The following is a 14,262-nucleotide window of genomic DNA, read 5'->3' as shown; positions in this document are numbered from 1 at the left end:
CAGGTCGGACCCGCCCGGCGGGGCGGCGGCCTCAGCGGCCGTTGAAAGCGTCCTTCAACCGGGAGAACAGCCCCTGCTGGCCGGGCTGGAAGTGGCCGGTGGGCCGCTCCTCGCCGCGCAGCTTGGCCAGCTGCCGCAGCAGGTCCTCCTGGGCGGCGTCGAGCTTGTTCGGCGTGATGACCTCGACGTGCACGATCAGGTCACCGCGGCCGCCACCGCGCAGATGGGTCACCCCGCGCTGGTGCAGCGGGATCGACTGGCCGGACTGCGTGCCCGGCCGGACGTCGATCTCCTCCATGCCGTCGAGCGTCTCCAGCGGGCACTTGGTGCCCAGGGCCGCCGCCGTCATCGGGATCGTCACCGTGCAGTGCAGGTCGTCACCGCGCCGCTGGAAGGTCGGGTGCGGAAGCTCCCGGATCTCCACGTACAGGTCGCCGGCGGGGCCGCCGCCGGGGCCGACCTCGCCCTCGCCCGCCAGCTGGATGCGGGTGCCGTTGTCGACGCCCGCCGGGATCTTGACCGTGAGCGTACGGCGGGACCTGACCCGGCCGTCGCCCGCGCACTCGGGGCACGGGGTCGGCACCACGGTGCCGAAACCCTGGCACTGCGGGCACGGCCGCGAGGTCATGACCTGGCCCAGGAAGGACCGGGTGACCTGCGAGACCTCACCGCGACCGCGGCACATGTCGCAGGTCTGGGCCGCCGTGCCGGGCGCCGCGCCCTCGCCGGAGCAGGTGCCGCACGTCACCGCCGTGTCGACCTGGAGGTCCTTGGTGGTCCCGAAGGCCGCCTCGTCCAGCTCGATCTCCAGCCGGATCATGGCGTCCTGGCCGCGCCGGGTCCGCGACCGCGGACCGCGCTGCTGGGACTGCCCGAAGAAGGCGTCCATGATGTCGCTGAAGTTGCCGAAACCGGCACCGAAGCCGCCCGCGCCCGCCCCGCCCTGCGACGACAGCGGATCGCCGCCCAGGTCGTAGACCTGCTTCTTCGCCGGGTCGGAGAGCACCTCGTAAGCGGCGTTGATCTCCTTGAAGCGCTCCTGGGTCTTCGGATCCGGATTCACGTCCGGATGCAGCTCGCGCGCGAGGCGGCGGAAGGCCTTCTTGATCTCGTCCTGTCCGGCGTCACGGCGCACGCCAAGGACCGCGTAATAGTCCGTGGCCACCTACGACTCCGCCAGGATCTGTCCGACGTAACGTGCCACTGCGCGTACCGCTCCCATCGTTCCGGGGTAGTCCATGCGGGTCGGGCCGACCACACCGAGTTTGGCGACTGCCTCGTCGCCCGAACCGTAGCCGACTGCCACAACGGATGTGGAATTCAGGCCCTCGTGAAAATTCTCATGACCGATCCGCACCGTCATGCCCGAGTCGTTGGCCTCGCCGAGGAGCTTGAGGAGCACCATCTGCTCCTCCAGGGCTTCCATCACGGGCCGGATCGTCATCGGGAAGTCGTGGTTGAAGCGCGTGAGGTTGGCCGCGCCGCCGAGCATGATCCGCTCCTCGGTCTCCTCCACGAGCGTCTCCAGCAGCGTCGCCAGCAGGATCGACACCGACGGCCGGTCGTCGTACTCGAAGCCGTCCGGCAGGTCCGCCACCAGCGGCGGGACGTCCGCGAAGCGGCGGCCCACCACCCGGGCGTTCAGCCGGGCGCGCACGTCGGCGAGGAGCGTGTCGCTCACCGGCGCCGGGCAGTCGATGAGCCGCTGCTCGACGCGTCCGGTGTCCGTGATGAGGACCAGCATGATCCGGGCCGGCGCCAGCGCCAGCAGCTCGACGTGCCGCACCGAGGAGCGGGTGAGCGAGGGGTACTGGACGACGGCGACCTGCCGGGTGAGCTGCGCGAGCAGCCGAACGGTGCGGCCCACCACGTCGTCCAGGTCGACCGCGCCGTCCAGGAAGTTCTGGATCGCGCGCCGCTCGGCGGATGTGAGCGGCTTCACCCCGGCGAGCTTGTCGACGAAGAGCCGGTAGCCCTTGTCCGTCGGGATCCGGCCCGCGCTGGTGTGGGGCTGGTGGATGTAGCCCTCCTCCTCCAGCGCCGCCATGTCGTTGCGCACCGTGGCGGGCGAGACGCCCAGGCCATGGCGTTCGGTGAGCGCCTTGGAGCCGACCGGCTCCTCCGTGCCCACATAGTCCTGGACGATGGCGCGCAGGACCTCGAGTCTGCGTTCGCTGAGCATCGCGCACACCTCCAGCCGTAGTTACCACGCCGGCCCTGCCGGGCCTGGCACTCATCCGATACGAGTGCCAGCGTCCTTCGCAGTCAGTGTACGGCGGAGTAGCAAGAGCAGGGCAAGGGTCGGGCAGCGTAGCGCGCGGGGAGGGTCCCCGCGGCGATAGCGTCGCCCCGTGGATACCGCAGAGTCCGGCGCCGACGGCTGGGAGCAGCTGGCTCCCGGCGTCGCCCGCCGCCGTCTTCCCTTCCTGGACGTGACGATCGGCCTGGTCGTCGGTGACGAGGGCGTCCTGCTCATCGACACCGGCTCCACCGTCGCCGAGGGCGCTCGACTCCGGCTGCGGGTGCGGGAGCTGACCGGACGCCCTGTGACGCACATCGCCCTCACCCACGGACACTTCGACCACGTCTTCGGCACCGCCGCCTTCCCCGGGGTGCGGGTGTACGGGCACCCGGCGCTCGACGGCTGCCTGGAGCACGGCCGCGACGCGCTGCGCGAGGACGCCGTCACCTACGGCGTCGGCCCCGGGCCCGCGGCCGAGGCGGCCGCCGCGCTGGTCCGCCCGGACCGGCTGGTGGACGACACGCTCGACCTCGACCTCGGCGGCGGCCGCAGGGTCACGCTCTTCCACCCCGGCCCCGGCCACACCCCCCACGACCTGGCCGTCCACGTGCCGGGCACGCCCGCCGTCGTCTTCTGCGGCGACCTGGTGGAGGAGTCCGGCGAACCCCAGGCGGGCCCCGACGCGGACCCGGCCGGCTGGCCGGCGGCCCTCGACCGGCTGCTCTCGGTGGGCGGCGGGGCGGCTCTCTACGTCCCCGGCCACGGCGCCGTCGTGGACGCCCGCTTCGTCCGCGCCCAACGCGACGCGCTGACGGCCCGGTTCGCCGCGTCGTAGCCCGTGTCCCGCCCGCGGCTCTGGGTACGATCCGCCCCATGCGCAGCAGAGAATACGGCCCGGACCTCACCCCGCCCTGGAAGAAGAGCGTGCCCGCGCCCGAGGTGGCGGCGGAGCCGGACCTGGTGGTGGAGGAGGTCTCGACCGGCTTCTGCGGGGCGGTGGTCCGCTGCGAGAAGACGGCGGAGGGGCTGACCGTGACCCTGGAGGACCGCTTCGGCAAGCACCGGGTCTTCCCGATGGAGCCGCGCGGCTTCCTGCTCGACGGCAGAGCCGTCACCCTGGTGCGGCCGCGCGCCGGAGGTCCGGGCGCGCCGCGCGGGCAGCGGCGCGGGCCGCTGCTGTCCGCGTCGGGCTCGATCGCGGTGCAGGGCGCCCGCGCCCGGGTGGCGCGGGCCGGCCGCATCTACGTGGAGGGCCGGCACGACGCGGAGCTGGTCGAGCGGGTCTGGGGCCACGACCTGCGCGTCGAGGGCGTCGTGGTCGAGTACCTGGAGGGCATCGACGACCTCCCGGCGATCGTCGAGGCGTTCTCCCCCGGCCCGGACGCCCGCCTCGGCGTCCTCGTCGACCACCTGGTGCCGGGCTCCAAGGAGTCGCGGCTCGCGAGCCAGGTCTCCGGCGTCGCCGACGTCCTCGTCGTCGGCCACCCCTACATCGACGTCTGGGAGGCCGTGAAGCCGTCCTCCGTCGGCATCCCCGCCTGGCCCACGGTCCCCCGCGGCCAGGACTGGAAGACGGGCGTCTGCGACGCGCTGGGCTGGCGGGAGACGACGGGCGAGGCCTGGCAGCGGATCCTCGCGTCGGTCCGCTCGTACAAGGACCTGGAACCGGCGCTGCTGGGCCGCGTCGAGGAGTTGATCGACTTCGTGACGGCCCCCTGAGCCGCGCGGGCGGCGGACCCGCTCAGTCGACCAGGTCCCGCACCACCGCGTCCGCCAGCAGCCGGCCCCGCAGGGTCAGCACGGCCCGCCCCTCGGCGTAAGGACCGCCCTCCAGGAGCCCGTCCGTCACCGCCCGCGCCGCGGCCGCCGCTCCCGCGGGCGCCAGCAGCGACAGCGGGCACCCGGCCGCGAGCCGCAGCTCCAGCAGGATCCGCTCGACCCGCCGGTCCTCGTCCGCGAGCAGCTCGCGGCCCGCGCCGGGGCTGCGCCCCTCGGTCAGCGCCTGCGCGTACGCGCCCGGGTGCTTGACGTTCCACCACCGGACGCCGCCGACGTGGCTGTGCGCGCCGGGGCCCGCGCCCCACCAGTCGGCGCCGGTCCAGTACAGCTCGTTGTGGCGGCAGCGGCCCGCCTCCGACGTGGCCCAGTTCGACACCTCGTACCAGTCGAAGCCGGCCGCGGCGAACCGCTCGTCGGCGATCAGGTAGCGGTCGGCGTGCACGTCGTCGTCGGTCATCGGCACCTCGCCGCGGCGGATCCGCCGCGCGAGCTGGGTGCCCTCCTCGACGATCAGGGCGTACGCCGAGACGTGGTCGGGCCCGGCGCCGATCGCCGCGTCCAGGGAGGCCCGCCAGTCGTCGTCGGACTCCCCCGGCGTGCCGTAGATCAGGTCCAGGTTGACGTGCTCGAAGCCGGCGGCGCGCGCCTCGGCGACGCACGCCTCCGGGCGGCCCGGGGTGTGTTTGCGGTCCAGGACCCGCAGAACGTGCTGCTTCGCGCTCTGCATGCCGAACGAGATGCGGTTGAATCCGCCGGCCCGCAGTTCGGCCAGGTAGGCCGGGTCGACGGACTCGGGGTTGGCCTCCGTGGAGATCTCCGCGCCCGGCGCGAAGCCGAACTCGTCGCGGATCGCCGCCAGCATCCGCACCAGGTCGGCGGCGGGGAGCAGGGTCGGCGTGCCGCCGCCGACGAAGACGGTCTCGACCTGGCGCGGGTCGTCGCCGAGCACCTTGCGGGCGAGCCGGACCTCGTCGATGAGGTGGTCCGTGTAGTTCTCCCGCGAGGCGAGGACCCCGCCGGAGCCGCGCAGCTCGCTCGCGGTGTAGGTGTTGAAGTCGCAGTAGCCGCAGCGGGTGGCGCAGTACGGGACGTGCAGGTAGAACCCGAGCGGCCGGGCGCCCGCCCCTGCGAGCGCGCTCGCGGGCAGCGCCCCGTCCTCGGGCATCGGCTCACCATCAGGCAGTACGGAAGGCATAACCCCATTGTCCGCCCCCGGCGGAGCCCCTCGTCCCACCGGACGGGGAGCCGCCGGGGCCGCCGCTCACTGCGCCCGCAGGACGAGCATGGCCAGGTCGTCGTCGGGCGGGGTGTCGTCGTAGTCGTGCACGGCCCGCCGGATGCGCTCGGCGACGCCCGCCGCCCCCAGCCCGGCACAGCCGCCGAGCACCGAGGCGAGCCCGTCGTCGTCGTCGAACTGGCGGTCCCCCCGGCGCCGCTCCGTCACCCCGTCGGTGACGCACAGCAGGGTGTCGCCCGGCAGCAGGTCGAAGGTCTGGCTGCCGTACCGCACCTCGTCCGCGATGCCGAGCAGGATCTGCGGCGACGCGGCCGGCCGCACCACGCCGTCGGCCGCCAGCACCAGGGGCAGCGGATGGCCGGCGGAACCGACGGTGCAGCGCGCTCCGCGCCCGGACGGGTGCGGGACGATCTCGCCGTACAGCAGGGACAGGAAGCGGGTCCTGCCGCCCTCCCAGGCGGCGACCTCGCCGGTGGGCGAGGCGGCCGCCTCGTCGGTGAAGGCCTTGTTGAGCCGGTCCAGGACGTCGGCGACCCCGAACCCCTGCCGGGCCAGCCAGCGGATGACGGGCCGGGCGATCCCGGTCACGGAGGCCGCCTCCGGGCCGCTGCCGCAGACGTCGCCGAGGGCGAAGCACCAGCGCCCGTCGTGGACCTGGAAGAGGTCGTAGAAGTCGCCGCCCGCCCAGACGCCCTCGCCGGTCGGCTCGTAGACGATCGCGGTGTCCACGCCGGGGATCCGGCCGACCTCGGGCGGCAGCAGGCCGCGCTGGAGCACCTGGCTGACCCGGGCCTGCCGGGAGTACTGGCTCGCGGTGCTGATCGCGAGGGCCACCCGGCGCGCGAAGTCCTCCAGGAGGCTGGTCACTTCGTCCGGGATGCGCGGCAGGCCGTGCCGGCCCAGCAGCAGTGTGCCGTGGTACTGCCCGGCGGTCAGCAGCGGGAAGGCGAGGGCGGCGCCGTCGGGGCTCCGCAGGCCGTGCGGGGGCGGCCACGGCCAGGGGGCGGCGCCGGGGGCGGCGTCGGCCGGCGGCGGCTCCTTCTCCAGGACCAGCCGCAGCGCCTCGATGCGGTTCTCCGAGCTGTGCCAGACCTGGGCCAGCCGCTGCTCGGGCCCGGGGCCGGCCAGCCACACCGCGCACCAGTCGGCGAGCCGGGGCACGAGCAGCTGGCCGGCGAGCGAGGCGACGTTGTCCTCGTCGAGCTGCCCGGCGAGGAGGTCGGAGGCCTCGGCGAGGAAGGAGAGCGAGCCGCGGCTGAGCCAGTCGGAGTCGTACCGGCGGGGTCCGCGGGCCGGCGCGGGCACCAGGATGTCGATGCTGCGCCGCTCCCAGCCGGAGGTGTGGCCGTACGCGTCCTGCGGTGGTGCGGAACCGTTCCGCCCGTCGTCCCCCGCGCACTCCAGCCGGCACCAGACGGTCTTGCGGTCGCGGTGGTAGGTGATGCCCCACGAGTGCGAGAGGCCGTCGACGAGCTGCAGCCCGCGGCCGCCGTCCCGGTCCTCCTCCGGGTGCCCGCCGCCGCGGACCACGCGGGCGGGGTGGCGGTCGGAGACCTCGATGACGACGGCGGCCGGTTCGCACCGGGTGTCGAGCCGGCAGAGCACGTCCACGGAGGTGCCCGCGTGGATGACGGCGTTGGTGACGAGTTCGCTGATGAGCAGCATGCCGTCGTCGACCAGGCGGCAGGTGGTGCTGTCGGCGGGCCGCAGACCGCGGGCGGTCCACTCGGCGATCGCGGATCGTACGAACGTGCGTGCGGCCGAGGCCGCGCGCTGGTTTCCCGGCAGGTTCTTGCGGGAGATGAACTCCCCCGTCGATGAAACCGACTCCACTGTGCGTCTCCTGGGCAGATCCGGCATTACGCCGTTTGCGGTACACCAAGCGTGACAGAATGAGCCCGCTCAGATGCTACGAGTTACCAAGAAGGCTCGACATGGCTCCGCAAACGGCTGTGCCCCGTCCTCAGTCCGCCTCCCCGAAGCGCCCCGCGACGGAGTGTCCGCCGGAAGGCGAATGGGTCCGGGCGGCCGAGCTGCGTCCGCTGCTCACCGCCCTGACGGCCCTGGCCGACGGCGACTTCCGGGTCCGGCTGACGGGTCTGCACGACGGGGTGCTGGCCGAACTGACCGGGGTCGTCAAGCAGATCGTCGCCCGCAACCAGCACTTCGCGGGCGAGTTGACCCGCGTGCGCCGCGAAGTGGTGCGCCAGGGGCGGCTGGACGAGCGGCTGGCCCCCAGTCCCGGCCAGGGCGCGTGGGCGATGAGCGTCGACGCGACCAACAGCCTGCTGGACGCGCTGGTCATCCCGGCCGCCAACGCCACCCGGGTGCTGGACGCGGTGGCGGGCGGCGATCTGACCCAGCGGGTGGACCTGCACGACGGCAACCGCCCGCTCCGCGGCGACCTGCGGCGGCTGGGCCGGGCGGTGAACCGGATGGTGGACCAGCTGTCGCTGTTCACCGGCGAGGTCACCCGCGTCGCCCGCGAGGTCGGCACCGAGGGCCGGCTCGGCGGGCGCGCCAAGGTGCAGGGCCTGTCGGGCAGTTGGCGCGACGTGACGGAGGCCGTCAACACGATGGCCGCCCGGCTGACCGCGCAGGTGCGGGACATCGCGGTGGTGACCACGGCGGTGGCCCGGGGCGATCTGACCCGTCAGGTGACGGTCGAGGCCACCGGCGAGCTGCTGGAGCTGAAGCTCACCGTCAACACGATGGTGGACCAGCTCTCCGCGTTCGCGGACGAGGTGACCCGCGTCGCCCGCGAGGTCGGCACCGAGGGCCAGCTCGGCGGCCGCGCCCAGGTCCGCGGCGTCTCCGGCGTCTGGAAAGACCTCACCGACAACGTCAACTTCATGGCGTCCAACCTGACCTCGCAGGTGCGCAACATCGCCCAGGTCACCACCGCCGTCGCCAACGGCGACCTCTCGCAGAAGATCACCGTGGACGCGCAGGGCGAGATCCTGCAGCTCAAGTCCACCGTGAACACGATGGTGGACCAGCTCTCGGCGTTCGCCGACGAGGTCACCCGCGTCGCCCGCGAGGTCGGCACCGAGGGCCAGCTCGGCGGCCGCGCCCAGGTCCGCGGCGTCTCCGGCGTCTGGAAAGACCTCACCGACAACGTCAACTTCATGGCCGACAACCTGACGTCCCAGGTGCGCAACATCGCCCAGGTGGCGACGGCGGTGGCGCAGGGCGACCTGGGCAAGACCATCACGGTCGAGGCCAAGGGCGAGATCCTGGAGCTGAAGTCGACGCTGAACACGATGGTGGACCAGCTCTCCGCGTTCGCCGACGAGGTCACCCGCGTCGCCCGCGAGGTCGGCACGGAGGGCAACCTGGGCGGCCAGGCGCAGGTCCGGGGCGTGTCCGGGGTGTGGAAGGACCTGACGGACAACGTCAACTTCATGGCGTCCAACCTGACCTCGCAGGTGCGCAACATCGCCCAGGTCACCACCGCCGTCGCCAACGGCGACCTGTCGAAGAAGATCACTGTCGACGCGCGCGGCGAGATCCTGGAGCTCAAGGACACCGTCAACGCGATGGTGGAGCAGCTGCGGGCGTTCGCCGACGAGGTGACCCGCGTCGCCCGCGAGGTCGGCACGGACGGGCGGCTCGGCGGTCGCGCGCAGGTGCTCGGGGTGTCGGGGGTCTGGAAGGACCTGACGGACAACGTCAACTTCATGGCCGACAACCTGACCTCGCAGGTCCGCAACATCGCCCAGGTCACCACCGCCGTCGCCAACGGCGACCTGTCGAAGAAGATCGACGTGGACGCGCGCGGCGAGATCCTGGAGTTGAAGACCGCCATCAACACCATGGTGGACACGCTGTCCTCCTTCGCCTCCGAGGTCACCCGCGTCGCCCGCGAGGTGGGCAGCGAGGGCCAGCTGGGCGGGCAGGCCCGCGTCGAGGGCGTCTACGGCACGTGGAAGCGCCTCACGACCAACGTGAACGAGCTGGCGTCCAACCTCACCACCCAGGTGCGCGCGATCGCGGAGGTCGCCTCGGCCGTCGCCCAGGGCGACATGTCGCGGTCCATCACCGTGGAGACGCAAGGGGAGGTCACCGACCTCAAGGACAACATCAACCTGATGGTGGCCAACCTGCGCGAGACCACCCGCGCGAAGGACTGGCTGGAGTCGAACCTCGCCCGCCTCGCCGGCCTGATGCAGGGCCACCGGGACCTGATGGAGGTCGCCGACCTGATCCTGCGCGAACTCACCCCGCTGGTGAACGCGCAGTACGGCGCCTTCTTCCTCGCCGAGGGGGACGAGGACCGGCAGGGCCACCGCGGCACCAGCCAGAGCGACTCCTCCGCCCGGGGCCTCGCCTTCATCGCCGGGTACGGCTCCGCGCAGGGCGCGACGGTCGACACCCCGGGGATGCCCGGCCACGGGCTGGTGCGGCAGGCGGCGATGGAGAAGAAGCGGATCCTGATGGAGGAGGCGCCGCCGGACTACATCAAGATCAATTCAGGGTTGGGCGAGGCCGCCCCCGCCAGCGTCGTCATCATCCCGATCCTCTTCGAGGACCAGCTGCTCGGCGTCATCGAGCTGGCCTCGTTCTCCCGCTTCTCCGACGTGCACCTGGCCTTCTTCGACCAGTTCGTCAACACCATCGGCGTGGCGATCAACACGATCATCGCCAACTCCCGCACCGAGTCGCTGCTCAGCGAGTCGCAGCGGCTCGCCACCCAGCTCCAGGAGCGCTCCGACGAGTTGCAGCGCCAGCAGGACGAGCTGCAGCGCTCCAACGCCGAGCTGGAGGAGAAGGCGGCGCTGCTGGCGACGTCCTCCCAGTACAAGTCCGAGTTCCTGGCGAACATGTCGCACGAGCTGCGCACCCCGCTCAACTCGCTGCTGATCCTCGCCCGGCTGCTCTCCGACAACCCGGACAACCATCTGTCGGAGCAGGAGGTGCAGTTCGCCACCACCATCCACCGCTCCGGGTCCGACCTGCTCCAGTTGATCAACGACATCCTCGACCTCTCCAAGATCGAGGCGGGCCGGATGGACGTCCGGCCGAAGAAGCTCCCGCTGATCAAGCTGCTCGACTACGTGCACGCCACCTTCCGGCCGATCACGATCGACCGGGGGCTCTCCTTCGACGTCCGGGTCGGCGAGGAGGTGCCGCGCGAGATGTTCTCGGACGAGCAGCGCATCCAGCAGATCCTGCGCAACCTGCTCTCCAACGCGATCAAGTTCACCTCGCAGGGCAGCGTCGAACTGCGGGTCTCCCGGGCGGACCCGTCGGAGACCGGGACCCCGCACGGGGTCGAGAACCTGATGGCGTTCTCCGTGAAGGACACCGGCATCGGCATCGCCTCCGACAAACTCCCGGTGATCTTCGAGGCGTTCCAGCAGGCCGACGGCACCACCAACCGCAAGTACGGCGGCACCGGTCTCGGGCTCTCGATCAGCCGGGAGATCGCCGGGCTGCTGGGCGGCCGCATCGTCGCCGAGAGCGAGCCCGGCAAGGGCAGCACCTTCACCCTGTACATCCCGGCCGTCTACTCCGGCCACTCCGGCGCGGGCGAGCCCGAGCCGGAGCACGACACCTCGGACGAGGACGGCGCACGCACGCCGGAGGCGGTGCCGTACGAGATCGACCGGCGGCCGATGGATCTGAAGATCTTCAGCGCGCAGGACGGCACCTGGCCGACCACCAACCGGCTGGAGGAGTGGCGGGCGGGCCGGGGCGGCCGGGTGCTGCCCGGCAGCCGGGTGCTGATCATCGACGACGACATCCGCAACGTCTTCGCCCTCACGCACGTCCTGGGGCGGGTGGGGATGCCAGTGCTGTACGCGGAGAACGGCCGCGAGGGCATCGAGGCGCTGCAGCGCAACCCCGACGTCGCCCTCGTCCTGATGGACATCATGATGCCCGAGATGGACGGGTACGAGACGATCGAGGCGATCCGGCGGACACCGCGCTACGTGGACCTGCCGATCATCGCCCTGACCGCGAAGGCGATGCCCGGCGACCGCGAGAAGTCCATCGCCTGCGGGGCCAACGACTACGTGCCGAAGCCCGTCGACGTGGACCGGCTGCTCAGCGTCTCGTGCGACCTCCTGGACCCGCAGGGCGCCCAGGCCGCCACCGGCGATCCCGACGCTCCCGGCAACCCCGACGATCCCGATGACCCGGATGGCGATCCCGGCGCTGCGCCGGCCGATACGAAGGGCCCCACGGCATGACGGCGGCGCACGACCGGGCGGGGATCCTCCTCGTCGACGACATGGAGGACAACCTCGTCGCCCTGGAGGCGGTCCTCAGCTCGCTGAACCAGCCGCTGGTGCGGGCGCGCTCCGGCGAGGAGGCCATGAAGGCCCTGCTGCGCCAGGACTTCGCGGTCGTGCTGCTCGACGTGCTGATGCCCGGCATGGACGGCTTCGAGACGGCCGCCAACATCAAGCGGCTCGACCAGACCAAGGACATCCCGATCATCTTCCTGACCGGGAACGACCGGGACACCAGCTTCGCGTTCCGCGGCTACGCGACCGGGGCCGCGGACTACCTGACCAAGCCCTTCGATCCCTGGGTGCTGCGCGCGAAGGTCACCGTCTTCCTCGACCTGCACCACAAGACCCGGCAACTGGAGCGGCAGGCGCACCAGTTGCGGGAGCTGCTGCTGCGCGAGCTGCCGGCGTACGACCCGGCGCGGCTGGCGGACATCGAGGAGCGGCTGGCTGCGCTCGAACGGCGGCTGGCCGCGGACGGCCGGCCGGACGTGGCCGAGCTGGCCCGCCGGGTGGCGGAGCTGGAACGCTCCTTCCGCGCGGAGCCTGGGGTGGAGCCGGCCGGCTGATCACTGATCGGCCGGCCGGCTCCCGCCGGTAAGCCCGGTTACGCGCCCGGGCACGTGCCCGGCGTCACGCCTCGCGCGACCCCGCGTACATGTCGTCGATCAGCGACTGGAACTCGCGCTCGACGACCGGACGCTTGAGCTTGAGGCTCGGGGTCAGGTCGCCGTGCTCGACGTCGAGGTCGCGCGGCAGCAGCCGGAACTGCTTGATCGCCTGCCAGCGCTGCAGCCCCTCGTTGACCCGGGCCACGTAGCCCTCGATCAGCTCACGGGTCTGCGGGGCGGCGACGACGTCGGCGTAGCTCTTGCCCTCCAGCCCGTTCTCCGCGGCCCAGCCGAGGATCGTCGGCTCGTCCAGGGCGAGCAGCGCGGTGCAGAAGTTGCGGTCCGCACCGATGACCAGGACGTTGCTGACGAACGGGCAGACCGCCTTGAACTGGCCCTCCACCGCGGCGGGCGCGATGTACTTGCCGTTCGAGTTCTTGATGATGTCCTTCTTGCGGTCGGTGATCTTCAGGAAGCCGTCCGCGGACAGCTCGCCGATGTCACCGGTGTGGAACCAGCCGTCGGGCTCCAGCACCTCGGCCGTCTTCTCCGGCAGGCCGTGGTAGCCCTGCATGATGCCGGGGCCGCGCAGCATGATCTCGCCGTCCTCCGCGATCCGGACCTCGAGGCCGGGCAGCGGCTTGCCGACGGTGCCGGTGCGGTACGACTCGCCGGGGTTGACGAAGCTGGCGGCGCTGGACTCGGTGAGCCCGTACCCCTCCAGGATGTGGATGCCGACGCCGGAGAAGAAGTAGCCGATCTCGGGCGCCAGCGCGGCGGAGCCGGAGACGCAGGCGCGCAGCCGGCCGCCGAACGCCTCGCGGATCTTGGCGTAGACGAGCTTGTCGGCCAGGGCGTGCTTGGTGGAGAGCCCGAAGGGCGCGGTGGCCTTGCCGGTCAGCCGCAGGTTGTTCTGGGTGACCTTGGCGTACTCGCGGGCCACGTCCGACGCCCACTTGAAGATCTTGTACTTGGCGCCGCCGCCCGCGCGGGCCTTGGCCGCCACACCGTTGTAGACCTTCTCGAAGATCCTGGGCACGGCCGCCATGTAGGTCGGCTGGATCAGCGGGAGGTTGGTGATGATCTTGTCGACCCGGCCGTCCACGGCGGTGACGTGGCCGATGGTGATGTGGCCGGCGGTCAGCACCTTGCCGAAGACGTGGGCCAGCGGCAGCCACAGGTACTGGACGTCGTTCTCGTCGAGCAGCCCGACCGACTGGATCGCGCGGGCCATGTAGGACCAGCAGTCGTGCGGCAGACGGACGCCCTTGGGGCGGCCGGTGGTGCCCGAGGTGTAGATCAGCGTCGCGAGCTGGTCGCGGGTGATGGCGCCGACCGCGTCCCTGACCGCCTCCGGGTGCTTCTCCAGGTAGGTCGCCCCGCGCCGCTCCAGCTCGGCGAGCGAGAGCACCCAGCCGTCGCCCTCGGCGCCGTCCGCCTCCTCGACGCCGGTGGCGTCGATGACGACCACGTGGGCCAGCTCGGGGAGCTCCGCCCGCCGCTCGCGGGCCTTGGCGACCTGGACGGCGTCCTCCGCGATCAGCACCCGGCTGCCGGAGTCCGCGAGGATGAAGGCCGTCTCGTCGGCGTTGGTGCTCGGGTAGACCGTCGTGGTGGCGGCGCCCGCGCACAGCACCCCGAGGTCGGCGAGGATCCACTCGACCCGGGTCGCGGAGGCGATGGCCACCCGCTCCTCGGGACGGACCCCCAGGTCCATCAGGCCTGCCGCGATCGCGAAGACCCGGTCCGAGGCCTGGCCCCAGGTCAGCGAGCGCCAGCTGTCCGGACCACCGGCCGCGTCGATCACGGGGTAGCGGTATGCCTCCGCGTCGGGGGTCGACTCCACCCGTTCGAGGAAGAGAGTCGCCACGGATGGCGGTCGGGTCTCGATCAGCGTCTGTGTCTCTGTCACGACATCCTCCGGGCCCGCGCCTGCTCTGTTAACTCACCAGTAACCTCTGCGTCGCGATCAGAGTAGAGGCCCATCGCCCGGCGCGTAAGGGGCTTCGGGCCGCTCGTTGCAACCGTAACCAATCGAGTAGGTGCCCGGTACATGCTTCGGACCCGCCGCAGGTGGAGGTCGCGCCCGGATATACGGAGAGCGCCCCTCCGCTTTCGGGAGGGGCGCCCCGGGCACCGAATGTGACGCGAAGA

9 protein-coding genes are annotated in these 14,262 nt (G+C 72.0%); 4 read left to right on the top strand and 5 right to left on the bottom strand.

What is annotated here, in order from left to right:
• Positions 1–31: 31 nt before the first annotated feature.
• Together dnaJ and hrcA are read right to left on the bottom strand one after the other, a co-directional pair.
• Positions 32–1,165: a molecular chaperone DnaJ gene (gene dnaJ, locus ABZ721_RS09695; RefSeq protein ID WP_358788066.1), complete on the bottom strand. Its 1,134-nt coding sequence runs from the start codon at positions 1,163–1,165 to the stop codon at positions 32–34.
• A complete protein-coding gene (hrcA, locus tag ABZ721_RS09690; RefSeq protein WP_358788065.1) occupies positions 1,166–2,182 on the bottom strand; it encodes a heat-inducible transcriptional repressor HrcA in 1,017 nt (338 codons plus the stop codon).
• Between the two features lie 169 nt (positions 2,183–2,351).
• Here hrcA and ABZ721_RS09685 point away from each other — a divergent pair, with 169 nt between their 5' ends.
• Both ABZ721_RS09685 and ABZ721_RS09680 read left to right on the top strand, forming a co-directional pair.
• Complete coding sequence (locus tag ABZ721_RS09685) at positions 2,352–3,077, top strand: MBL fold metallo-hydrolase (protein ID WP_358788064.1); 726 nt, start codon at positions 2,352–2,354, stop codon at positions 3,075–3,077.
• 38 nt (positions 3,078–3,115) lie between these two features.
• Positions 3,116–3,961, top strand: a complete 846-nt coding sequence (locus ABZ721_RS09680) for a DUF3097 domain-containing protein (RefSeq protein ID WP_358788063.1) — start codon at positions 3,116–3,118, stop codon at positions 3,959–3,961.
• Positions 3,962–3,983: 22 nt separating this feature from the next.
• Here ABZ721_RS09680 and hemW read toward each other — a convergent pair whose 3' ends face one another.
• The gene (hemW, locus tag ABZ721_RS09675; RefSeq protein ID WP_358788062.1) at positions 3,984–5,216 is read right to left on the bottom strand and encodes a radical SAM family heme chaperone HemW; all 1,233 of its coding nucleotides are present in this window, start codon (positions 5,214–5,216) and stop codon (positions 3,984–3,986) included.
• A 66-nt stretch (positions 5,217–5,282) separates the two neighbouring features.
• Positions 5,283–7,091 carry a SpoIIE family protein phosphatase gene (locus ABZ721_RS09670; RefSeq protein ID WP_358788061.1) on the bottom strand — a complete coding sequence of 603 codons (1,809 nt, stop codon included), beginning with the start codon at positions 7,089–7,091 and terminating at the stop codon, positions 5,283–5,285.
• A gap of 221 nt (positions 7,092–7,312) precedes the next feature.
• Here ABZ721_RS09670 and ABZ721_RS09665 point away from each other — a divergent pair, with 221 nt between their 5' ends.
• Positions 7,313–11,455 (top strand): HAMP domain-containing protein, encoded by a 4,143-nt coding sequence (locus tag ABZ721_RS09665; protein ID WP_358788181.1) that lies wholly within the window; start codon positions 7,313–7,315, stop codon positions 11,453–11,455.
• Positions 11,452–12,066, top strand: coding sequence for a response regulator (locus ABZ721_RS09660; protein WP_358788060.1), 615 nt, complete (start codon positions 11,452–11,454; stop codon positions 12,064–12,066). Before ABZ721_RS09665 ends, ABZ721_RS09660 begins: the two co-directional genes overlap by 4 nt.
• 64 nt (positions 12,067–12,130) lie before the next feature.
• Here the strand turns inward: ABZ721_RS09660 and ABZ721_RS09655 are convergent, their stop codons facing one another.
• Entirely contained in the window at positions 12,131–14,020 is a 1,890-nt protein-coding gene (locus tag ABZ721_RS09655; RefSeq protein WP_358788059.1) for an AMP-dependent synthetase/ligase, read from the bottom strand.
• Positions 14,021–14,262 lie beyond the last annotated feature (242 nt).

The sequence above is a fragment of the Streptomyces sp. NPDC006733 genome (genome assembly GCF_040636125.1).
Lineage (GTDB): Bacteria > Actinomycetota > Actinomycetes > Streptomycetales > Streptomycetaceae > Actinacidiphila.
The sequence above is the reverse complement of the archived record's forward strand: the minus strand, read 5'-3'. Positions and strand labels throughout refer to the sequence as shown.